General features: G+C 28.5%; 18 protein-coding genes. 8 read left to right on the top strand and 10 right to left on the bottom strand.

Going from position 1 to position 22,250, the window contains the following annotated elements:
• Window positions 1-6: 6 nt before the first annotated feature.
• A complete protein-coding gene (locus tag PHR76_RS00085) occupies window positions 7-795 on the bottom strand; it encodes a glutamate dehydrogenase (protein ID WP_300056948.1) in 789 nt (262 codons plus the stop codon).
• 293 nt (window positions 796-1,088) lie between these two features.
• On the opposite strand from PHR76_RS00085, the gene PHR76_RS00080 reads away from it, so the two are divergent.
• Window positions 1,089-3,383 (top strand): two-component regulator propeller domain-containing protein, encoded by a 2,295-nt coding sequence (locus tag PHR76_RS00080; protein ID WP_300056945.1) that lies wholly within the window; start codon window positions 1,089-1,091, stop codon window positions 3,381-3,383.
• 343 nt (window positions 3,384-3,726) lie between these two features.
• On the top strand, window positions 3,727-5,019 hold the full coding sequence (locus tag PHR76_RS00075) for a DDE-type integrase/transposase/recombinase (RefSeq protein WP_300056942.1): 1,293 nt from the start codon (window positions 3,727-3,729) through the stop codon (window positions 5,017-5,019).
• Between the two features lie 258 nt (window positions 5,020-5,277).
• Here the strand turns inward: PHR76_RS00075 and PHR76_RS00070 are convergent, their stop codons facing one another.
• Genes PHR76_RS00070 through PHR76_RS00060 form a run of 3 tightly spaced genes read right to left on the bottom strand, consistent with a single transcriptional unit; the run spans window position 5,278 to window position 9,307 of the window.
• Window positions 5,278-6,036 (bottom strand): TlpA disulfide reductase family protein, encoded by a 759-nt coding sequence (locus PHR76_RS00070; protein WP_300056939.1) that lies wholly within the window; start codon window positions 6,034-6,036, stop codon window positions 5,278-5,280.
• 18 nt (window positions 6,037-6,054) lie between these two features.
• Window positions 6,055-7,149 carry a serine hydrolase domain-containing protein gene (locus PHR76_RS00065; RefSeq protein ID WP_300056936.1) on the bottom strand — a complete coding sequence of 365 codons (1,095 nt, stop codon included), beginning with the start codon at window positions 7,147-7,149 and terminating at the stop codon, window positions 6,055-6,057.
• Window positions 7,150-7,186: 37 nt separating this feature from the next.
• Complete coding sequence (locus tag PHR76_RS00060; protein WP_300056934.1) at window positions 7,187-9,307, bottom strand: peptidase domain-containing ABC transporter; 2,121 nt, start codon at window positions 9,305-9,307, stop codon at window positions 7,187-7,189.
• 40 nt (window positions 9,308-9,347) lie between these two features.
• On the opposite strand from PHR76_RS00060, the gene PHR76_RS00055 reads away from it, so the two are divergent.
• The 6 genes from PHR76_RS00055 (at window position 9,348) to PHR76_RS00035 (ending at window position 15,619) form a co-directional block, all read left to right on the top strand.
• Window positions 9,348-10,661, top strand: a complete 1,314-nt coding sequence (locus tag PHR76_RS00055) for a radical SAM protein (RefSeq protein ID WP_300056931.1) — start codon at window positions 9,348-9,350, stop codon at window positions 10,659-10,661.
• Window position 10,662: 1 nt separating this feature from the next.
• On the top strand, window positions 10,663-11,637 hold the full coding sequence (locus tag PHR76_RS00050) for a hypothetical protein (protein WP_300056929.1): 975 nt from the start codon (window positions 10,663-10,665) through the stop codon (window positions 11,635-11,637).
• A 106-nt stretch (window positions 11,638-11,743) separates the two neighbouring features.
• On the top strand, window positions 11,744-12,085 hold the full coding sequence (locus tag PHR76_RS00045; protein WP_300056926.1) for a hypothetical protein: 342 nt from the start codon (window positions 11,744-11,746) through the stop codon (window positions 12,083-12,085).
• Window positions 12,086-12,152: 67 nt separating this feature from the next.
• Window positions 12,153-13,946 (top strand): hypothetical protein, encoded by a 1,794-nt coding sequence (locus PHR76_RS00040; RefSeq protein ID WP_300056923.1) that lies wholly within the window; start codon window positions 12,153-12,155, stop codon window positions 13,944-13,946.
• The gene (locus PHR76_RS13105) at window positions 13,936-14,511 is read left to right on the top strand and encodes a CPBP family glutamic-type intramembrane protease (protein ID WP_366143559.1); all 576 of its coding nucleotides are present in this window, start codon (window positions 13,936-13,938) and stop codon (window positions 14,509-14,511) included. The genes PHR76_RS00040 and PHR76_RS13105 overlap by 11 nt, the downstream gene beginning before the upstream one ends.
• Window positions 14,504-15,619 carry an RNA ligase gene (locus tag PHR76_RS00035; RefSeq protein WP_300056920.1) on the top strand — a complete coding sequence of 372 codons (1,116 nt, stop codon included), beginning with the start codon at window positions 14,504-14,506 and terminating at the stop codon, window positions 15,617-15,619. The genes PHR76_RS13105 and PHR76_RS00035 overlap by 8 nt, the downstream gene beginning before the upstream one ends.
• A 38-nt stretch (window positions 15,620-15,657) precedes the next feature.
• Here the strand turns inward: PHR76_RS00035 and PHR76_RS00030 are convergent, their stop codons facing one another.
• The 6 genes from PHR76_RS00030 to PHR76_RS00005 all read right to left on the bottom strand — a co-directional run.
• The gene (locus tag PHR76_RS00030; RefSeq protein WP_300056917.1) at window positions 15,658-16,686 is read right to left on the bottom strand and encodes an RNA ligase; all 1,029 of its coding nucleotides are present in this window, start codon (window positions 16,684-16,686) and stop codon (window positions 15,658-15,660) included.
• Window positions 16,677-17,105 (bottom strand): NUDIX hydrolase, encoded by a 429-nt coding sequence (locus tag PHR76_RS00025; RefSeq protein ID WP_300056915.1) that lies wholly within the window; start codon window positions 17,103-17,105, stop codon window positions 16,677-16,679. The genes PHR76_RS00030 and PHR76_RS00025 overlap by 10 nt, the downstream gene beginning before the upstream one ends.
• Window positions 17,086-18,417 carry an HlyD family secretion protein gene (locus PHR76_RS00020; protein WP_300056912.1) on the bottom strand — a complete coding sequence of 444 codons (1,332 nt, stop codon included), beginning with the start codon at window positions 18,415-18,417 and terminating at the stop codon, window positions 17,086-17,088. Before PHR76_RS00020 ends, PHR76_RS00025 begins: the two co-directional genes overlap by 20 nt.
• Window positions 18,414-19,964 (bottom strand): nucleotidyltransferase domain-containing protein, encoded by a 1,551-nt coding sequence (locus tag PHR76_RS00015; protein WP_300056910.1) that lies wholly within the window; start codon window positions 19,962-19,964, stop codon window positions 18,414-18,416. The genes PHR76_RS00020 and PHR76_RS00015 overlap by 4 nt, the downstream gene beginning before the upstream one ends.
• A 155-nt stretch (window positions 19,965-20,119) precedes the next feature.
• Complete coding sequence (locus PHR76_RS00010) at window positions 20,120-21,043, bottom strand: hypothetical protein (RefSeq protein WP_300056907.1); 924 nt, start codon at window positions 21,041-21,043, stop codon at window positions 20,120-20,122.
• A gap of 21 nt (window positions 21,044-21,064) precedes the next feature.
• Window positions 21,065-22,250, bottom strand: a 1,186-nt coding sequence (locus PHR76_RS00005; RefSeq protein WP_300056905.1) for a type IV secretory system conjugative DNA transfer family protein, incomplete at its 5' end; no start/stop codon positions are given.

The following is a 22,250-nucleotide window of genomic DNA, read 5'->3' as shown; positions in this document are numbered from 1 at the left end:
TAGGGATTAATCTAAATAATAAATATAACCAAAGTTTAACCAAACCAACCAGTCGTTCGCTTTATTTTCTTTATATACATCTGGATTTGGATTTAAACCATCAACCCAATTCGAAAAATAATATTGCCATCTTAAGTCAATCATTAAATCAGAAAGCACAGTTAATTTATAACGTGTTCCAACACTTCCTACTACAGACCATACAGAACCGCCATCATTAGTAACACCATCAATATATTTGGTTGGAGTAACTTCTAATAATTCACCAAGACCTGGCCCTAGCGTAGAATAAGCCTCTGGATTGTAATAACTAAATTGGCCACCTAAACTGATAAAAGGTCCTAATTTTCCTGGTGTCGCAGAAAACTCTCTGATGCTTAAAGGAAAATATTCTAACTGCATACCGATGTTAGTTACCGCGGTACTTCCTTTCATTGCTCTTAATTGTTGAGCAAATAAGGATGTTTTACTATCATCAACCCATTTTCCAAAATGTTCTAGGTTTGTTTTATTGTAAGATAATTCACTTCTTAATTTAAAATGATCGTTAAAATAGGTAGGCGTTGCATAACAATTACAGTCTGCCCGATAGGAAAAGTTCATATAATGAATAATTCCAATTCCAAAACCCGTGTTTCCAAGGTTAGTTTCCCCGTCACCACGAACGCCATAGTCTGATTGAAAAGCAATCGGCCCAACAATAACACCCACTTCATGCGAAAAACCAAATTGAGCAGAGACAGTATTTTGGAAGCCAAAAAATAGCAATAAGGTAAATATAATATATTTGGGCATTTGCATCTATTTTATAATCAATTCTCGACAAATATATAAAAACATAATTCACATATAAAAATAAATTGAAAAAATACTTAAATATAAGTACAAATAACAGACGAATTTATTAAAAAAGTGATTTATAAGCTATTGTTTTGAAGACATTATTCAATAAAGTGATAAAAAAATAGAAAAAAAATAAAAAGTACTATTTGCCCGATTATTTTTTTAACCGATAGTTTTTCAAATTCATTCATATTAAAAGCGTACTAATCTCGTTTTAGTTATATTTGTTTCAATTTACGATGTCAATGAAATATTTTTTCTCAATTATAGGCTTTTTCCTTTTTTCTTTTATTGGATTAGCTCAAAATCAACTCTGGAAAGGTTATTTTTCCTATAATGAAGTGCGGGATTTATCAGAGTCGCCCAACCGTTTATTTGCCGCTTGTGAAACGGCTATTTTTTCTAAAAACAGAACGACCAATGATATCAAAACGTTGAATACCGTAGACGGTTTATCGGGTCAAACCATCTCAACGATTCATCATAGCTCCCAATATAATCGGACGTTTATTGGTCATGATAACGGTTTGCTACTCATGATAAACGAAGCCACCGATGCGATTCAGCTTTTGGTTGGTATTCGAGATCAAACGGGCGGAATTCCACAAAACAAAAAGAGAATTAACCACATTTATGAACATGAAAATAAATTGTATCTCTCGTGCGACTTTGGTTTAGTGGAGTTTAAACTCTCAAACATGACCTTTGGCGATACTTTTTATATCAGTCCCACTGGCGGTCAAACCGAAATTTTAGAAACTACCGTTTTAAACAATGAAATTTATGCGGTAACTTTAAATTATGGAATTAAAAAAGCGAGTTTAGCCAATCCCAATTTAATTGACTTTACCGCTTGGGAAACTTTTAATTTTGAATATTGGAAGAAAATCGTAACGTTTAATGACCAATTGGTCGTTATAAATAATAATAATCGAGTTTATCGATTTAATGGAGGAACGGCTTTTGAAGTTCTAAATTTAGGCCAACTTGGCTTAGATATTCGAAGTCGAGACACGAATTTAATTGTTACAACAGCTTCACGGGTTTTTGTATTAAATGAATCTTTTGCTCAAACACTTTCTATTCAAAACAGTATGATTCCTGATATTGATTCCAATTTTAGTTGTGCCACCATCATTGGTTCTACTGTTTATATTGGTACGTCAAACAACGGTGTTGTTGAAACTTCAATAGAAAATCCAACTGCTTTTGAAATTTTATTGCCACAAGGTCCTGCTAAAAACAACATTTTTTCGATTACAGTTACGCCAAAAGAAACGCTGTGGGCAACTTATGGTGATTATTCTCAGTTTAATAATCCTTATCCGCTAGACGAATACGGAATCAGTAAATTAACAGAAAACGTTTGGTTGAATATTCCTTATGAAGAATTATTAGGAGCTAAATCGATTGTCCGGATAACGGTTAATCCAACCAAGGAAGAAGAAGTGTATGCAAGTTCTTATTTTTCGGGATTATTAAAGTTAGAAGAAGATGTTGCTACCGTTTTATACAACAAAACCAATAGTGGTCTAGAATCGTTAGTCGACCCAGGAAATCCAGCTTATGGGCCTGATATTCGTGTGGAACAAACGGCATATGACAAAAATGGAAATTTATGGGTTTCAAACGGATTGATTGCTAATATGTTTAAAGTGCTTCGAGCAAATGGACAATGGCAATCCTTTTCGGTGAGTAATGTGATTAGTGGGTTTACAAGTAATAACCGAATGGTGGTTGATAAAAACAACACCAAATGGTTAGCCACTTTAGACGAAGGATTATTGGCTTTTAATGAAAATTACAACAATAAGTTACTCAAAATTACAGAAGGACAAAATGAAGGAAATTTACCTTCTTCAGCTGTTCAAGCTCTTGCGATAGATAATCGGAATCAACTTTGGATTGGAACGCGAAAAGGACTCAGAGTGGTGTCGTCTGTAGACCGTTTTATTAACCAAGATGAAATTACAACCAGCTCAATTATTATTAACGATGAAGGATTGGCTCAGGAATTGCTTTTTAACCAATTTGTGACCGATATTGCTGTTGATGGCTCAAACCGAAAATGGATTGGCACTGCCGATTCTGGTGTTTTTCTTTTTTCTTCTAACGGGCAAGAAACAATTTATCATTTTACTACAACTAATTCGCCTTTGCCTAGCAATGTCATTAATGATATCGAAATTAACGGCGTTAGCGGTGAAGTTTTTATCGCAACGGCCAAAGGCATGGTTTCGTTCAAAGGAACGTCGACAAGGCCCAGTGATTCACTTCAAGACGCCTATGTTTACCCAAACCCGGTACGGCCAGGTTTTGAAGGAACGGTAAAAATTTCAGGTTTAACCAGTAAAGCCAACATAAAAATTACAGATATTGAAGGAAATCTAGTGCATGAAGAAATTTCTGAAGGAGGAACCATTGAGTGGGATACATGGGCTTTTGGAAAATACAGAGTAGCTTCAGGTGTTTACATGATTTTTATCTCTTCGGATGATGCCTTAGATACAACCGTTAAAAAAGTGATGATTATTCGGTAATAATTTTTAAGAATATTTCTAAAAAAGTAAAGGATTGAATTTAAAGAAATCTTGGTTGTATTTCATGCAATCAAAAATCCAAACAATGGTTACCTAATAAAATCAAAAAAGCCTCCACATTGCTGTGAAGGCTTTTCTTCTCTGCTCCCCCTCTTGACCAATTCTCGAACCGCAATTGTTTGATTTTTTGTATATTAGCCTAAAAATCAACCCTTCTTGGACATCGAACCGAGCAAAGTTTTGATATTTTGAATTCGAATTTTCGAATTGTGATTGCCCGCAAATTTTATATTAAACATAGAGAAAAACAAGATTTAAATTTAATAAATCTTGTAAAAAGAAAATGAAAACGAATTATAATACCTACCATACAGGAGTTAAAACTTGTTTTGCTTTAGGACTTCAGGAGCAACTTCTTCCACAAACTTTTATAGAATCAATTCCCAATTCCACATCTCATTATTGGAAAAGAGAGAATCCGGACAAATATTTGGGTTCCGATTTTGTCTCACAAATAGAAGAGGGTTTAGATGATACTAAATTATTTCTTGATAAGCGGCTTGTTCTCGGTAGAAAAGCTTTTGGTAAACTAGGTCGCTTATACATCACTATCATTACATTAATTGGAAAAGAAAACTTTAAAAAAATAATAAAATCCAATCGAACTATTTTTGTTGATTTACTAGAAAACTTAGGAGATGATTTTCCTATTGCTAAAAAAGACTTGCTTCGCTTTTTACAAATAACCAAATCCCAATACTCATTTTGGCTTTCCGATAGAAAATTTGCTTGTAACAAATCACTTATTGGGCAATGTTTTAAACGAAGACCCAAACAAATTTCTAATAAAGAAATCATTGTTATGAAAAAATACATGAACAATTCGAAATTCAAAACTTGGTGTATTCGTTCTATTTGGGGTAAGGCACTTCGAGATGGTGCAGTTTCAATGGCGGAATCCACATGGTATAAATATGCTAGAAAGCTTGGTTATTCGCAAGCTAGAAAACCAGAGAAGAAACCACGTAAAAAAGGTTCATTTAACGCATTACATCCAAATGAAACTTGGCACATGGATATTTCCCAATACAAAACGTTGGATAATGTTATCTTTTACATTTATACCGTGGTTGATAACTTCTCAAGAAAAATTATTGCTTGGGATATTTCCACAAAGAAATGTTCTAAAATTAGAACTGAGACTGTAAAACGAGCCATAAATAATGAGTTTGATGTGACGATTGATAATCAATCGTTAGACCTTATTGTTGATGGCGGAACAGAAAACAACAATAAAACTATTCATGAATTCATAAAAAACTGCCATGTGAACATCAACAAGAAAATTGCTCTTAAAGATGTTACGTTTTCTAATTCCATCGTTGAAGGTCCCTACAAAATCATGAAAAGTTATTACTTTAGATCGAAAGAAATTCTCTCCATTACAATCTATGAAGAACTAAAATTCTTTATTGAAGATTACAACAATAACCGACCTTGCCATAAGCATAAAATTTATACGCCATACGAAATTCACGAAAATCCCGAACTAGCCAATATCAAAATCGTACTAGACAAATCCAATCAACAACGACTGGAAGAGAATCGCAATTACTGTTGTAAGTTATCGGCATAGGTATATTTCAACAGAACATCAAATAATTCTTCAAATGAAACCTAAATTTCATTTCTTTTTTAAATCTCTACAATAAATCAATGAACTTTATTTTTAATTTTATCTAAAAAAAGTTACTTTTTTTTTAATTTTAAAGAAACATATTGCTTCTATAAGTTATATTCGAAAATTCGAATGTACTGATATAAAACAATTTGTATTCTATGGATTTTGTTTAATTGCCCTTATCATAATCACTTGCCCAAAATCTAATTTCCTTTATTTTTTGTCTACCTCGGTGGAAGTAGTTGGGTTAGATTGAATTAATTCATCTAAATTTTTTTTGAACCAAGTTAAATCATATTCATCGCTTTCATTTAATGTAACACCATTCTCTATAAACTTCACATATCCCTTTTTGTCAATAAAAACAGTTTTAGGGAAAGCAAGTATTCCCAAACTGTCAATTAAAGACTCTGCGTTTGTGATATGTTGAAAATTGAAATCTTTGTTTTTTAAAAAATTATCTACATCAGTCTTTTCATCGAAAGTAATTGCGATAAAATTCACTTCATTTTGGTATTCTTTCACCAAGAGATTTAACGACTCTATTTCTTCTACGCAAGGTTTACATTTAATAAACCAAAAATTTAAAACAGTTGGTTTTGAATTAAAATCATCAATTTTATTTTCTTTATTTATTACTTGAGAAGGGAATTTCTGGTCTATAAAATCAAAAATTCTCTCTTTGTTTGATGCCTTAACAATATACTTCCCATTCTTAATTATATCAATTCTATAAGGATTAATAATAGAATCTCCTTTTATAATTTCTTTTTCAAAATTGTAGGTAATTTTTACATCTTGTTTTACATCTAGATATTTTTTTGTTGTTTCTAGTTTGAGTTCAATAAATTCATTTTGATTATATATTTTACCTGTATCGAGGTTCAAATAATATGTAGTTTGTTTTTTGTCATTACATGAGATCAAACATGAAATGACAAACGCACTAAAAAAAACGATATAAATTCTCATCATCTAAATGTTTTTACTTTAATGTATTGATATTTTATTGTAATTATACGAAATCTCTGTTGCAAGATTGTCAAGACCATCAACATTACGATTTGCCAATATTGCTATTACAATTTTACTTTTTGGATAAATTCGTAAAACAGACCTAGAACCTTGGTATGCTCCATTATGACCAAAAAATAAATTCCCGTAAAAATCTTTACCGCTCATAAAGCCAAATCCATAATTAGTTTTGATGCCATTTTTTAATTTTTTTGATCTAATTAGCTCAACAAGTGTTTCTTTTTTTAGAATTCTGTTGGGAAAGAGATAAGCATTACCAAGTTTTGCTAAATCTTCAGAAGTTGATAGATAGCATCCTTGGGCATACTTAAATGTACAATCTAAACAAGGAGCTTCTATAATCTCTCCTTTTTTCTCAATATAAAATTTTGAAGTTAAGGAATCATGAATTTTGGTTTCTGGAACTGTATTCTCTAAACCGAGTACATTTAAAATATATTTTTTATGATTATCAAAGATACTCTCTTGGGTTTGTTTTTCAATAATTACCCCCAATAGCTTGTAGCCATAGTTGCTATATTCATAAGAGGTAGACGGTTCAAATAACAAGTTGTCAGTATTAAAAATAGAATAAAAATTACTCTTTTGATATTGATTGTCACAAGTGTATTTTTCACCACTTGGAACTCTTCTTATTCCAGATAAATGACCACCAACTTCCTCTATTGTAAAATCAAATTGCTTTCTTGGCAAACTATCTAGATAGTGGTAAACACTTTTTTTCAAATCAATTATATTTAATTCTGATAGTCTGGCTATTGTGGAGGCAGTAATGGTTTTGGTTATACTTGCAATTCTGAACTTGGTGCTATTGGGATAAACAGGCTTTTTGTTTTCAATATCTGAAAATCCAAAACCTTTACTGAAAATTACAGAATCATTTAATGTTACTGTTATTGACATTCCTGGGATATTTTCTTTTACCAAGTATTTTTCAATTATCTTTTGAGTTTTATTATTGATTTTTGAAATTTCACTTTGAGAGTGACAACAATCTAGTTTTAATAATAGTAGTAGAAAGTATAATATGTATATGGTTTTTATTAACATTTCAGAGTGAATAATATATCAAATAGATTTTATGGTTTTATATTGAAGATAATTCTAACATTTTATTATAAGTGCTGTTTTCAGAATTAATTAATTCATCATGAGTTCCTTGTTGAATAATTTTGCCATTATTTATTAAAATAATTTTATCAGCATTAATAACTCTATTTAATTTATGTGTAATAATTATAACTGTTTTGTCTAAGAAAAAGTCTTTAAGATTCCTTAGTATTTCATATTCATTTGTTACATCTAAAGAGCTTGTTGCTTCATCTAAAAAGACAAATTTCGGATTTTTATATACCAATCTAGCTAGTAATATTCTTTGTTTTTGACCAGCACTTAGTCCTTTACCATTTCCATTTACAATTGTTTTTAGTCCATTTGGTAGATTATCAATATACTGACTAATATTGGTAGTGTTTATAGCATAAACAAGTCTATCCATATCTATATTTACGGTATCTCCTACAATATTTCTGAGTATGGATTTATTAAATAAATTACTGTCTTGAAAAATTACTCCACAATTTGATCTCCACCATCGAGTGTTAACATTTTTCAAATTGATACCACCAATCAAGATTTTACCACTATTAGGATTTTGAAGTTTTAAAATTAACTTGAGGATTGAAGTTTTGCCACTTCCGCTACTCCCAATTATAGCTGTAACTTTTTTTTCAGGAATCTCAAAATTAAGTTTGTCCATTCCAAATGTATTCTTACCTTTTTCTGAGTATCTATAACTTACATCATTAAAAAGTATTTTGTTTTCCTCAGGAATTGATGTAATAACTTCATTTATTTTTTCATGCTCATTATTTTCATCATGTATTGCAGTTATTCTGCGAATACTAATAATAGCCATTTGATAGTCTATTATAAATTTAGAAAAATCTGAAATTGGTTTATTAGTTTGACCAATTATATATTGTATGGCAACCATTGCACCAAGTGTTATTTCTCCATTAATAACTGAAATAGCTGAGTAATATAATATTAATATATTTTTTAATTCATTTATAAAAACTGAGCCTAAAGTGTTAATTTGCTCGTAATAAAGATTTTTTTTCTTTTGCTCAAATAAACTTACTTGAGTCCTTTCCCATTGCCATCTCTCTTGTTTTTCAATATTTTCTAATTTTATATCTTGCATATTTTGTAAAATTTGAACAAGAAGGTTTTTATTAGTTGAAGTAAGTCTGAAAATATTTATGTCGAGTTTTTTTCTAACATTCATAAAGAAAATATTCCATATTATATATAAAAAACTAGCACTTAGAAATACTAAAGCGATAGTACTATCATAAAAATAAAGTATAAATGAAAAAACAACGAAAGTTAGTCCAGAAAATAGTATGTTAATCATAGAAACAGTTAAAAAATTTTCAACTCTCCTTTGATCGTCAATCCGTTGCATAATATCTCCTATAGATCTAGAGTTAAAAAAACCTACAGGTAATTTGAATAACTTAATTAAAAAATCTGAAACGAGTGATAAATTGATTCTTGAGCTGATGTGAAGATAAATCCAGTTTCTAATGAATTCAGAAATCACTTTACTTAACTGTAAAACTATCAAAGCAATTAAAATAACATGTACTAAATTTAAGTCTTTTCCATTAACTCCATTATCGATGAGCATTTGAGTTAAAAAAGGTGCAATGACTTGTAAAAGTGTTATGATCAGTACACCTAAACTCAATTGAAACAAGTATTTCTTGTAAGGAAGTATATAAGACATTAAAAAGCCTAGTCCTTCTTTGTTTTTATTAGTTTTAGAAAAAAATTGAGGTGTTGCTTCTAAAGTTAATATTCTGATTTTTTCATCCTTAAATTGTAATGAATCCCATTTTGTATTTGTTTCAGTGCTGTTTTCAAATAGTGTTACAGATTTACCTTTTTTAAGCACTCCAATAAGTCTGTTATCAATTTCAATAACAATAGGTTTATCAAAGTTTAATTTTTTAAAATCCTCAAAATTAATTCTTTCTATTATTGTTCTTAATCCGAAAGCTTCACCCACATCACTCATAATTAATAAAGACTCACTATAGGGCGAGATAATAAATTGTTCATTTAAATACTCATAAGTATATATTTTTTTATAATACTTACATATCCATTTAAAAATATTTATTTTATTTTCTTCTTTCATAATTAATATTTAGATTTGAAAACAAATATATACCAGTTTTATGAGATTTCTTAAATTAATTGAATTCGAACAAAATTATTTTATTTATGATGTTGAAAGTTTTAACCTATATAATATCGACGAAAACTTATATCAATCTGTAAAAAATAATGAAGTTTCCATAGAGGAATTAATTCCTCATTCAAAAGATGCAGAAAGTAATTCAAATTTAAAAAACTTAACAAATATTCATTTGAATGTCGCCCAAGTATGTAACTTAGTTTGTGGCTACTGTTATGGCATTGATGGGGAATATGGATTAAAAGGAAAAATGAATAAAGGAAATGCTTTAAATGCAATTGAATATTTAATTAAGAATTCCGGCAATGAAAAAATACTCAAGGTTGTTTTTTTTGGTGGAGAACCTCTTTTGAATATGCCAATGATTGAAGAGGTTGTAAGTTTTTGTAAAGCAAAGGAGTTAGAGGTGCCAAAGAAATTCAAATTTGCTATTGTGACTAATGGAACAAAATTTGACGATGTCGTTAATGACTTTTTAAATATTAATAATTTTGAAGTTACTGTAAGTTTTGATGGAGATAAAGATACACAAGATGTTAATAGACCTTTTCGTGGAGGGAAAGGCTCCTATGAAAGCATTTTGCCTAAAGTAAAAAAATTTTTAGAATCCAGAAATGGAAATGCAACTGCTAGAGCAACAATAACAAATCATTCAAAAGAATTATTGTATTATAGAGATAATTTAAAAAAAATTGGTTTTAAAAACAGCTTTGTTGAGGCAGTAACATTATCTGATTTTTCTAAAGAAAATTATAATGTTAACGATTTAACAGAGGATCAAAGAAAACAACTTTTAGAATATGATAAGAAAGAGCTAGAAGAATTTACTAAAGCAATTAAACAAAGAGAAAGTTTAGAAGAGTTTTTAGGATCAAAATATGTTGTTTACCTAAAACAATTTATAAATAAAGTAAAAAATAATCAGTATTGCGGTGTATCAAGAAATATGAGAGGAATTGCTGTTAATGGCGATATTTACCCATGCCATAGATTTGTGGGTAATAGTGATTTTAAAATAGGAAAGGTTGACTCTTCAAATGATGAAAAGAATGAAAAGAAGTATGATGTTGATTTTATAAACGATCATCCGCAATGTAAAGGTTGCTTTGCAAAATATTATTGTGGAGGTGGTGGTTGTATACACAATAACTATGTTAAAAATGGCTCAATAACAGAGCTAGACCAAGAACATTGTTTAAAAATGCATCATAAAATTAAATCTCTTTTTAGCTTTTATAATTCACTCGATACTAGCGATAGAGAGTACTTAATAAATAAAATAAATCTCAAGTGAAATGAAATATTTATTACAAACAGGCGACATACATACAATAAAAGAGGATAAGAACTTTTTTTTGTTTTCAAAAAAAATGAATAGAATATTTCAGATTAATGAAAAACAATATCATTATTTAAATCAAGAAACTGCGAATTTTAATATAGATGATGAAATTGAAAAGACTATTAATAAAGACCTTCAATCTGAGGCTGAAAAAAAGGTGACTAAAAATTTAGTAATAAATATTAATGTTAGAAAAGAATCTTCATTTGCTTTAATTCTAAAAACTATTTTAGATTCCTATAATCATTACAATAAAATTATTATAATTTTTGAGATGAATTATGATTCTTTTTATTTTATTGAAAGTATAATAAAATGGATAAATGGTTATGAAAGGATTGTAATTTTATGCAGAATAAATAGAGATGAAGAAAATGTAATTGCTAAATTTAATGGTAATTACAAAAGATTAAGAGAAAATAGTTCAATTAAAATATTTTATGAACATTATTCTATTTTAAATAATTTTGATAAAGATTTACAATTAAAGAGTTCAGTAGTTAAAATTTCTCCTTATTTGTTCTCGAAAGTGATTAATGAAAACGAATTAGAAAAAATTAGTCTTTATTTAATTAATGTTCAGAATAGTCTGATGTTCAAAAAATCATTAGAATCTGAATTGAGAATAAGGCCTACTGATATTATTAGTATTACGGATGATGAGATAATTTTTACAAGAGAAGATAAAAATTATCGATGTAATAAATGTTGGGCTCAACATGCTTGTTTTTCAAATAATTTTTATAAATTATTTTCTTCTCATCCATATATTTGTTCAATTAATAGTGGAAATTGTAAAATTATTAAATTAGCAATTGAAAAAAATATATTAGAGAGCATAATTAACAATCACGAAAATATTAAAATCAAAGTAGAAAGTAAAAAAATTAAAGTTGGATCACATATTATAACTCATTTAAATCCATAATTTTTTATTTATTTATTAAGATTTGTTATAAATTATATTACTGTTGTTAATATGTTAATAAAATTATTATTTTTGAAAAGTTAAAACATTAAATATTTATTATAAGATGAAAAAAATAGAATTTAAACTTAAAAAAATAGAATTGGTTAAAGGTTGTCCTACTGACATAAATGGAAATGGAGTAGATGATGATGATTATAACAGCGATGGTTACGTTGATCAATGTGACCAAGATTATTTTGATGGTTACATGACAAGTTATAATCCGCCTGAAATTTGGGATCTTGATGATCCTGGGGAAATTTTTTGGCAGGGTTATATGGATGGGGGTAACGACCAAATAGATGATATTCTCAATCCAGAAAACGGAACTCAGGGTGCTGATATTTTGAATGGCGATGTTGATCCAACTTATGATTGTGTTCCGGAATTTGTTTCTAATTACTAGTCAATTAGAATTAAATCTTTTTAAAACTACTGTTATAACAGTAGTTTTTTGTTAATAAAAAATGAAAATGAAAAATATTTTTTTAACTATATTTCTTGTATTTAATATTTCAGAGAGTTTGTTAAGTCAAGAAATTGACATTGAGGCAAATATCAAAATGGATTTATTTGGTAACTTATCAATTAATGCGGAACTTCTTAATTTAGAAAAGAATCAAGATGAAATTGTTATCGATAATGAAATACTAATACATAATGACTTTGCAAAATTAATAAGGGGAGTGAAACTTAATGGTGTTCAATTAATTGAATACAAACCTGTTTCTAAAAGAATTAATTTTGTTATCAATTTGCCAAAAAGTAAAAATTCATCTTATTTAAAATCTTCTGATTTTTTTATAACAACAATCAACTATCTTCCAATTCTTAAAAGCGATTTTTCTAAAAAAAAGAAATTCGACTTACATTTTGATTTTCCTAAAAAATTTCAAGTTATTTATCCAGACGAAAGTGACCTTCAAGAGACGTATACTTATCCACCACCAATAATAGCAGGCGATTTTATAAAAAATACTATTCTTGGTTTTGATGTTTTTACACTGGAAAACGATTTTAATAAAGGCAAGCGAGTAAAAGAAATTCTTACAGAAATTGATAATGCTTTTTCTTTTTTCCAAAAATTTTATCCCAATATTACTAAAAAGCCAAAAATTATTTTTATCCCAATTAAAACCCCTGATGCTAAGACTCTTGAAAATGCAATAGTTTTTGATACAAAAATTTTGGACGAGAAAATTCCATTACAAAAAAGACTAATAGCTCATGAAGTTTCTCATTTATGGTGGGGAGTTGGAGGAATTACATTAGATAATCGTATTCTTACCGAAGGCATTGCCGAATACTTAGCATTAAAATATATGGATAATATTGGTGAAGACAAATATGTTAATAACCAAAAAAACGTAAAATTATATCATATTGAAGGGAATTATGATTTTAAATCTGCTTTAGAAAATAAAAAAAACAAGAAAGAATCTTTTGTCTACAGTTATGAGTTAGCACCGCTTTTTCTTTTTGATATGGAGAGTAGAGGTATAAATGTTTTTAATAAGCTCCATGAATTTTACAAAAATCATTATCTAAATAACTCTAAAATTATTCCTTATCAAGAACTTTTATATTTTTTAAATTCAGAAAACAAATACGATTTAAGCTTCAATTTACCAGATTTTTATATAACAGAGAATGAAGGCAAACTCTATGTAAATTGTTCTATCAATAGAATAAATATGGTAGAAGTTGAGTTTACAAACAAATTAGATTATACTTACAGAGATACATTAACATTTGATAATAATATTGTAAAATATGAATTTAATTCGCAAGAGTTTAAAAAGATTATAATAGATCCAGATTATCAAGTCCTACAAACTTCCCGATTAAATGATGTTTGGAATTCTGAAAATACATCTATTTTTGATAAGAATAACTACTATTTTAAAAACACATCACTACCCATTGTATTAGAAAAATCAGAAAAATTTGTTGACTATCTGCTATCGAATTCAGCTGATAAAATTGAAGATTTTACTTGTGAATCTAATTTTGGGCTCACTAAAAAGATTAAAGAACTGAAAGATGAAGTAGATAAAGATAAGAATAAATCAATTACAGGTGCCTCTACCTACTTAAAAGTAAATAATGAATATAACAGAATTGAAATTAAACTTACTTATCTATCTGAAGGAAAATCAAAATTTGTTTATTTTTATTTATATTTTGACAAAAACTATGAGTATTTACAAAATTTTAAATTGGTAGCAAATGAATCAGAAGATATAGAGGACGATTATGATAATTAGTAAAATAATTAAAAATGGGATCATTAAAATTTTAGATATTTTCAAATTACTCCCGATTAAAATTTCCTTTATTGTTACTTTTTTTTTGTTTTTTTTTGATTATCACCACTCTAAATCTTTTTTCTACTGGTTATTCGTAAATGTCTTTACATTACTACTTACAGCATTATATTTTCCTGCAATCTATTATTTTTTAGATAAGAATGCACATAGTTTAAGTAAAGAATATTTTAAAATCTATAGATATTATTCAGAAAAAGGAAGGAAATATTTTAGGAAACAATGGAGAGATATATTAGTTGAAGAAATAATGTTCAAGTTTATTCCATTTTTCATACTTTCAAATTATTTTGAAATTAATATTATTTTCTTGGTTCTTATAACTGGAATTTTATTTTCATTTATTCATAAGTTTAATAATCCATTTTCATTTTTAGAATTTTTCATATTTTTTGGATTTAGCCACTTTCTATTTATAAAAACAAAATCTTTCGCAGTTTTATTTATACCTCACCTATTCAGAAATTTAATATTAGAATACTTAATTAGAAATAAAGATGATTAAAAACGGACAAATAGATATAAATGAATTTAATAAATTTATAAAAAAGGGCTATTTTACAAGAGAAAAACACCCTGATGCAGATTTGTATATTTATGGATATTCAACTGGGCCAGTTGCCGCTAAAAATTTAAAGTGGAATAGTGCTACAAGACAAATGCGAGGGCTAATTGTTGATTCTCAAGGCAAAATTATTGCAAGGTCATTTGAAAAATTTTTTACTTTTAATCAATACTTAAGTGAAGACAAAGTGCTGCTAAGTGATGGTCAAGTTGCGGTCTTGCCTAAAATTCCTTATAAGGTATTCGAAAAGCTAGATGGTTCGCTAGCGATTTTATATTGGATTGATGAGAAACCATCTATAGCTACACAAAGATCATTTACAAGTTTAAAGGCAAGAAGAGCAACTGAAATACTTTACAAAAAATACGCTTCAATTTTTAATAAGTTAAAAAAAGATAGAACCTATGTTTTTGAGGCTATTTATCCTGAATCTAAAGTACTGATTGACTATGGAGATAATGAAGAATTAATCCTTTTGGGAATTATAGACAATGAAACAGGAAAAGACTATCCTCTGGAAGATATTGGTTTTCCAGTTGCTAGAGATTGGACTAATGATTTGATTAATATAAAATCATTTGACGATTTAAAATCATTAAATCTTGAAAATAAAGAAGGTTTAGTTGTTGTTTATGAAAATGGGTTTAGAATTAAAGTAAAGTTTCCTTGGTATAAAGAGGCTCATGTACTAATTAACAAAATGATTCAGTATGAATATTACATTGATGTAATTCAAAAGCAATTAAAAGGATTGCTAAACATTCCGGAAAATATCCCAAATACTTATCGTTTATGGGAAAGATTTCAAAATGATGAATCACTTTTTGAAATTTTGAAAGATTTTCCAAATCAATATAAGTATTTTGGTATTGAAAGTTGGATTAGAGAAGAACACAATAAATATTTAAAGAAGTCTAATGAAATGAATAATAAATTTGTATTTCCAGATGAAAATAAAATTTTAGATATTAAACAAATTATATTTAATTCTTCAAGTGAAAATATAATGTGGAAACGTTGGGAACAATTAGAAAACATGTATGATTAGAATCTCGTAATTGTTAAATGCATAAATCTTTTTATACATTATGATTTTAAGAAACTAACATCATAAGGAACTTTTAACGAATAATATTGTGATGTTGAATATAATCTTTCAAGTATAAAAAAGTCAAGTTTTTTATTGTCTTTGTAATGATGTTTAAATATTTCAATTATTTCAAGTTTGCCTGAGTCATTAATATCTGATTTAAGGTAAAAATGAATGAATTCTAATAAATTTATAGCTTTTTCATATAAATCTTTAAATTTAATTAGTTCTTGTTCAGATTTGTTTCCAGAACCTAATTCAAAAGGTCTTGAATTATATATATTATTCAAAATTTCTCTTTTAAAGGATTGATGTTTATGGTACTGTAATTTAAATTTTCCTTTTTTTATTTTTAGTCTAAAATCATTTTCAAAATGAATTACATAACCTTCCTCAGGGAGAGCATCTTTGTTCATAATAGCCTCAGTAAAAGTTATGTTATATTTTTTTGGTGTTTTAAAACCCGTTAGACTTTCAAAATCTATAGATTCATTAGAAGTAGTGTTTATTACGTCTAATAAAAATAAATCCTCTAAGTTTCCGTAATCTACAATATTGGTTGTTTCTGATGAAATTAATTCAAAAATATAAGTATAGTTTTTATTCATTTGAGGTATTAAGTGGGAATACTTACTTTTAAAAATTCGATTGCCAATTATTGATTGGAATGAATCAAATTTACCTTTGGTAGTTAAAAAAAAGGAGTCTTCAATCCAATATGAAATTAATAAAGAGCCGTCAAGTTTTTCATAGATTTTATAATTTAGTTCATGAGGGATAATAAAGTTGTCAGTCAATTGAGAAGGTTCAAAAAACTTCTTAAAAGGTCTTGAAATAATGTTATAATTTTGATCAACAATTAAGCCCCTTGTATTTAATGTTAATTCGTTCCAGTTTGCTTCTAATGCAGTTTTTTTTGTGTAGGATAGTAGGAATATGTTGTGAAAAGGATGTTTAATTTTACTAATATAATTAGATTCAATTAATTTACATAACTCAATTTTATTCTCCTTGTTTATTTCCATATATCATTTATTTTAAGCAGCTCTTTATATCTCCAAAATATTAATTCATTAGCTTCCTCTTTACTGTAAAAATCACAATACTCAACTTCTTCTTGCTGATAATTAAAAGATAATTTTCCCTCTCGTTCGGGATTTAATTTTACTAAATAACAAAAACATCTTTTTGTTAAAACATCTTTATTGAAGTAATTAATTACATACTGAGTGCCCAGTTCATTTAAGTTAAACTCTAAACCAATTTCTTCTTTAGTCTCCCTTAATGCAGCACTTTTTAAATCTTCATTTTTGTTTTTTATGCCTTTTGGCAAAGAAAACTGCCCTTTTTCTAAGCCAGTTGGCTTTATTAATAATATTTCTTTCTTGCTATTAATGATTATTAGACCAGCAGAAATAGTTAAGTTATTTGATATTTTTATCATTTTTTTCTTTTTCTACATCTACTAAATTTGATTTTTTTCTTGTGAATAATTTTTTTAATTTATAAAAAAGTCTTTCTAATAAATTTAATTTTTCAGTAATTAATCGTGCTTCACCGCTCAACTCCGGGCTATAAGGAATAGAATAATTTAAATCTGTTTTTAGTTGTAGTGGTAATTCTATTTCAACATTGTAGAACCCTTCTATGGGAACAGAAGATACATTTTTTACAACACCTTTTATTGTACCGTACTCACTAAAATTATAGCTATTTAAATAAATTATTACGTCGTTCATTTTATTAACTTTACCTGACTCAAATTCGGGCATTTTAGCAATTGCAAAAATATCATCGTTTTCTGGGAGTATCGATCCGAGTTCTTCTCCCACCTCAACTACTTGTTGATTTGCCCAAATACCGTTTAAGTTTAAAACTCCATCAATGGGGGAAATAATTAAATATTTTTTTTTCCAAAGTTCAATGTCGCTTTTCAACCCATTTAAAGATGTTTTATAATCTGATTCTATCCTGGAATTATATTCTGATCCTTCAATTATTGTTGAATTAATTGATGAGCTAGTTTTTTGATTATTAATTTGAGTTTGTTGAATTTGAGAAATTTTTGATTGATATTCATTCAAATTGTCAACGTGTTTTTGTTTTGCAATTTCATATTCATTTAATGAAATCACACCCTTCTCATATAATTTTTTAGATCTGCTTAGTTGGGATTCTGATAAAAGCATTTTTTCTTTTAAATTTTTCTTTTCCTCATCAAGACTTTTTACGAGGTTTATTCCTTCGTTTAACTCCCTTTTAAGATAAATTGCTTTGTTTTTGTTACCTTGTATGGTATTGAAGATTTCTAATTCATTTTTTGCTTTTACAAAGTTAGCAAACGAATTTTGCAATTCACCTAATTTTAAATCAGTGTTAAAATTAGTAATTGAATCATTTAATTCTAATTTAGCAATTATTTTCTCAAGGTAATTAACATCTTCAATTATTGCTGGATTTTCAATTATAGCTATTAAATCATTTCTTTTAACTGTAACGTTATTTTCTAATAGATTTGTTATTCTTCCATTTACTCCACAAATAAGAGGTGCTCTAGGTGTTGAGGATACAATTTTAACTTCTGAACTAATATAATTTGAATAGTCAATAAAATAACAAATAATAGTAAATATTAACAAAAATAATGCAATTATTACAAAACCAGATCTTAAGTATAATTTAGGTGGTTCTGCCATAATCATTTGATAAATCTCACTTTTTTCTTCTAAGTCATCTAAAAATTTATTTTCGTTCATAGATTTTCATTTATGTTAAATGCAATTAAGCTAAATTGATTACTGTTCATTATGTCAAATACATATTTCAAATATAAGTTTAATAATAAAATTTTAGATTCTTTCTTTTTTCCCTCATCACTTTTACTATAGAAAAAATTGTTAGTTATTAAATTTAAATCATTTTCATAGTTAATTTCTTTAATTTTATTTGGAAAGTTTAAATCATTGAAAAAATCTTCAAATTGCTTCATTTTTCCGTTAACAGAATTTAATGACATATTTAATCTGCTTATTTCTTCTATTGTTTTTTTACGGTTTTCAATCAGTTGGAAAAAGTTATGCTTACTTAAATCAATCTCAACCGCATCATATAAATTACTACTATAGAACCTATTTAAAATTTCCTTTTTATCTTTAAAATTTAAATCAATAGTTAATCTTTCAATTAGTTGTTTACCAAAATTAAAAGTATCTATACTGTTTTTAAGGCTAATTTTATTATTTATCAACATTTGAGTTAAATAAATTAAATCATTTTCTAAGGCATTATTAAGGTCATTACTAACAAATGGAATTAATTTTGTCTTTGCAGATCTAAAAATAATTTTATCATTAATATTTATTTTTAAATTTGTGATTAGCCATGCCGACAAGTACTTTGCAAATTCTCTGTGATAAATTTCTGTTTCAATATTTATTATAATCTGATCGTTATAAAAATGATAGTATAAAAGGTTGATTTTATTTTTTTGTAAAAAAGATACAATTTTGAAAAATTCTTTAGAAATAAAATCACTTTTTATGTATTCTTTTTTAAATAAAATTTCATATTTTCTACTCTTTTTAGGTTCTATTGAAGGAATATCTTTTGAACTGTAAGATTCTAAAACACCCCCAAAGAAATCAAGTTTTGATTTAATAGTATTTACAAAGTATTCTTTGTCATTCTTTTTAATTGAATCCATAATACAATTGTAAAATTCTGGATCTACTTTTTCCAATTCTCGGGCTTTGTTTTTTCCCCTACCCACCGTTGAAACTTTATAAGATAAAATTAAGTTAGTAATTTCATCAATAATTAGTGAAGATGAGTAATAAAATTCACCGAATGAATCAATATCTTCAAGATCCTCTAAAGCATTTGATATCAATTTTCTCTTAAAATCAATTTCAACTGAATTTAAATCGCCATATTCTTTGATAATTGAATTTTTGGAAAAGTATATCAATTCTTCTAAAAAATTATCATTATCTAATAAAATTTTAGAGCTAGATAGCATATTAGCATATACCCCGTATCTCGAATTTATATCTAGAAAAAGTTCTTTAATTAAGTAATTGTAGTGCGTTGATAAATAAATGACATCAAACTTCTGAGAATCGATTTTGAACTTTTCTACAAATGAATTAGAAACAAACTCAGAAAAAATGATTAAATCTATGTCAGAATTTTTTTTAACTTTTTTAGACGCAAAACTACCTGTTAATAATGCTCCTTTTGCTTCAGGGAAGTTAGTTTTTACGAATTTTTCAATTTCATTTAGGGTGTATATATTCTCTGTCATATTTAACAAACTATTCAAAATATTAATCTAAACCATTTTGGCAAACATAATAAAAAAAAACTCTTAAATTAATTGAAGATAGTATAAAATAATCTATATTCATGGTGTTTAGAAAAGGTTCATTTTAAATACTACATTTTTAGATTATCCAACTCCTAAAACAAACTCCCCTTCGTCCCATCAAAGAGCCACCATTCAAAGAACGAATCGGTGCTTAATTCTTGCAAGGATTTAAATAGAAAATGAGATTTAGCTGTAGCAAAACGAGTGTCTTCCAATACCCTTTTCATGGCTTGAATTTTATAATTTTCTTTTTCAAACACACACAAGACACGCGAGCCGTAATTGAGTCCAAATTGTTTACTGGGTTGCCCATTTTTGAGGGCTTGCAAATGAGCAAAGAGCGAACCATGCACACGGTGCGTATCGTCTCCATTATACATTTCAATCGCATAGAGCTCCTCTCTTCGAGGAGTTTGCAAAAGGCATAAGGCATCGGCAATTAAGTATTCCTGTCCTTGAATACGTATGGCAGATTCTGCTCTGTATCCTTTGGCAGTACCGCTGGAGAGTTTGTCAAAATAGGTTCGAAAAAAAAGCAAATCCATATTGTTTTTACTGGCCCAACTACTAAAGACGATGTGTATTGTAATGGTGTTTATCCTATGAAAATAATCTTGTTGAAAAAGACCATTATTCCCTTTGGGATACCTTATAAAAAAATCCTCCCCAAAACAATCTTTGAGCAAAAATACAGCATGGGTGGTCAGGTAGTGCACACTCTCTAACTTGCCCACTTTGGGATGAACACCAAAAGTTATCGAACCAATTAAAGGCTTGTTGCGATTTCTAAGCTCGGCAATTTGCTTGTTTAAATTAGCCCTGTCTGACATTATGGCTAGGGTTAATAATTGACCTGTGGTTAAAAATTTATACTTCGCCAGAGCAAGGAGCACTTTCTCTTGGCAGAGTGAAATGCGGTCAAAGGAAATGGTGGTTTTGTTTGATTTCATTTTGTGTTTTGATTGGAGTTGTTTCGCTTTTTGATTGTGGAAAGACTGGTTAATTTTCGATTTCATTTTTGTTTAAAGAAATTAAAACTATAAGTCAAATTCGGGAGTAAAATTTTCATCCGATAAAGGATGCACTTCCGGAGTTATTTTTTTTGATTTTCCGGCTGAGTTTGGCGTTGAAAATTCCAAGACACTCGCTCTGTAGATTCCACTTTTTTGAAGAACGAACTCTTTTAAAAAAGCAGTTTGTTTCTCTAGGGCAAAGTATCTTTTAGGATTTTTAAGCATAAAATCGGCACTTTTTATCTTTAAAGCAGGATGGTGATCATACTTGAGATAAAAATGAAAAGGAGGCAGACTTTGTAAGTCTGCAAATGAAACGCCAATGTCCACGGCTTGCGATTTAAGAGCCGGCAGACCATTGAGTCCCACCAATTTTACAGCAGTATTGTTGAGTACCATTTCTTTTAAGGATAAGGGAAGCTGCCCAATGGTTTGGGTTCCTACAATTAAATGCAGATGGTATTTTCTAGCCTCGCTAAAAACCGTTTCCATGCTACTGGATGCCATATTGTGAAACTCATCGACAAACAAGTAACACGATTTTCTGTTTCCTTCCTTCTCAAAAGCCCTTTGCAAGGCAATGCTTAAGAGTGTAGCTGAGATAAATCTTCCCAGAGCTTTCGAGGTATCTTCCCCCAATTTTCCTTTGGATAAATTAAAGAGAATAACTTTTCCTTGAGCCATACCTTTTTTCAAATCGATACTACTTTTTCCATTCATCATTTGATAAAAGGCATAATTATTCAGTAGTAATTGCAATCTGGTGTAAATGGCCAGTTTGGTAGGGGCATATTTTTTATTGAGAAAAGCCGATTCAAAAAAAGTACGAAAGACAGGATGGGAGGAGTGCTTGCCCAGTTCAACCCATTTTTCATTTTGAGCGTCATCCATAAAAAGCTGTAGGTCTAAAAGTCCACACTTCCCATTTTGAAACATTACCGAAAGGCAAGGTTTTAAAACGGCTTCCATCTGTAAAGACATCCCGGCCTCCGGGATGAGTTCACTAAAAGCTTTTGCCCATTGTTGAGAGAGCAGATCCACAAGTACAGGGTCTTTGACTTTATTCCAAAAAGGATTCAGACAGGGTATTTTTTCCACGTCCCAAGAAGGGTCGATGTACCAAAGACGCGAAGGATTCTCTATGTTTAAGTTAAGCGAAAATAACTTCTCAGAAATATCCCCGTGTGGGTCAAGAAGTACTAAAGAGGCT

Source organism: Flavobacterium sp. (assembly GCF_028689845.1).
Taxonomy (GTDB): Bacteria; Bacteroidota; Bacteroidia; order Flavobacteriales; family Flavobacteriaceae; genus Flavobacterium.
The sequence above is the reverse complement of the archived record's forward strand: the minus strand, read 5'-3'. Positions and strand labels throughout refer to the sequence as shown.

Bases quoted from the DNA above. Each gene is read 5' to 3' on its own strand.
- PHR76_RS00040 (WP_300056923.1), top strand. From the start codon at position 12,153: ATGAAAAATATTTTTTTAACTATATTTCTTGTATTTAATATTTCAGAG.
- PHR76_RS00045 (WP_300056926.1), top strand. From the start codon at position 11,744: ATGAAAAAAATAGAATTTAAACTTAAAAAAATAGAATTGGTTAAAGGT.
- PHR76_RS00065 (WP_300056936.1), bottom strand. From the start codon at position 7,149: ATGTTAATAAAAACCATATACATATTATACTTTCTACTACTATTATTA.
- PHR76_RS00035 (WP_300056920.1), top strand. From the start codon at position 14,504: ATGATTAAAAACGGACAAATAGATATAAATGAATTTAATAAATTTATA.
- PHR76_RS13105 (WP_366143559.1), top strand. From the start codon at position 13,936: ATGATAATTAGTAAAATAATTAAAAATGGGATCATTAAAATTTTAGAT.
- PHR76_RS00070 (WP_300056939.1), bottom strand. From the start codon at position 6,036: ATGAGAATTTATATCGTTTTTTTTAGTGCGTTTGTCATTTCATGTTTG.
- PHR76_RS00025 (WP_300056915.1), bottom strand. From the start codon at position 17,105: ATGATAAAAATATCAAATAACTTAACTATTTCTGCTGGTCTAATAATC.
- PHR76_RS00080 (WP_300056945.1), top strand. From the start codon at position 1,089: ATGAAATATTTTTTCTCAATTATAGGCTTTTTCCTTTTTTCTTTTATT.
- PHR76_RS00010 (WP_300056907.1), bottom strand. From the start codon at position 21,043: ATGAAATCGAAAATTAACCAGTCTTTCCACAATCAAAAAGCGAAACAA.
- PHR76_RS00085 (WP_300056948.1), bottom strand. From the start codon at position 795: ATGCCCAAATATATTATATTTACCTTATTGCTATTTTTTGGCTTCCAA.
- PHR76_RS00060 (WP_300056934.1), bottom strand. From the start codon at position 9,307: ATGAAAGAAGAAAATAAAATAAATATTTTTAAATGGATATGTAAGTAT.
- PHR76_RS00015 (WP_300056910.1), bottom strand. From the start codon at position 19,964: ATGACAGAGAATATATACACCCTAAATGAAATTGAAAAATTCGTAAAA.
- PHR76_RS00020 (WP_300056912.1), bottom strand. From the start codon at position 18,417: ATGAACGAAAATAAATTTTTAGATGACTTAGAAGAAAAAAGTGAGATT.
- PHR76_RS00050 (WP_300056929.1), top strand. From the start codon at position 10,663: ATGAAATATTTATTACAAACAGGCGACATACATACAATAAAAGAGGAT.
- PHR76_RS00055 (WP_300056931.1), top strand. From the start codon at position 9,348: ATGAGATTTCTTAAATTAATTGAATTCGAACAAAATTATTTTATTTAT.
- PHR76_RS00030 (WP_300056917.1), bottom strand. From the start codon at position 16,686: ATGGAAATAAACAAGGAGAATAAAATTGAGTTATGTAAATTAATTGAA.
- PHR76_RS00075 (WP_300056942.1), top strand. From the start codon at position 3,727: ATGAAAACGAATTATAATACCTACCATACAGGAGTTAAAACTTGTTTT.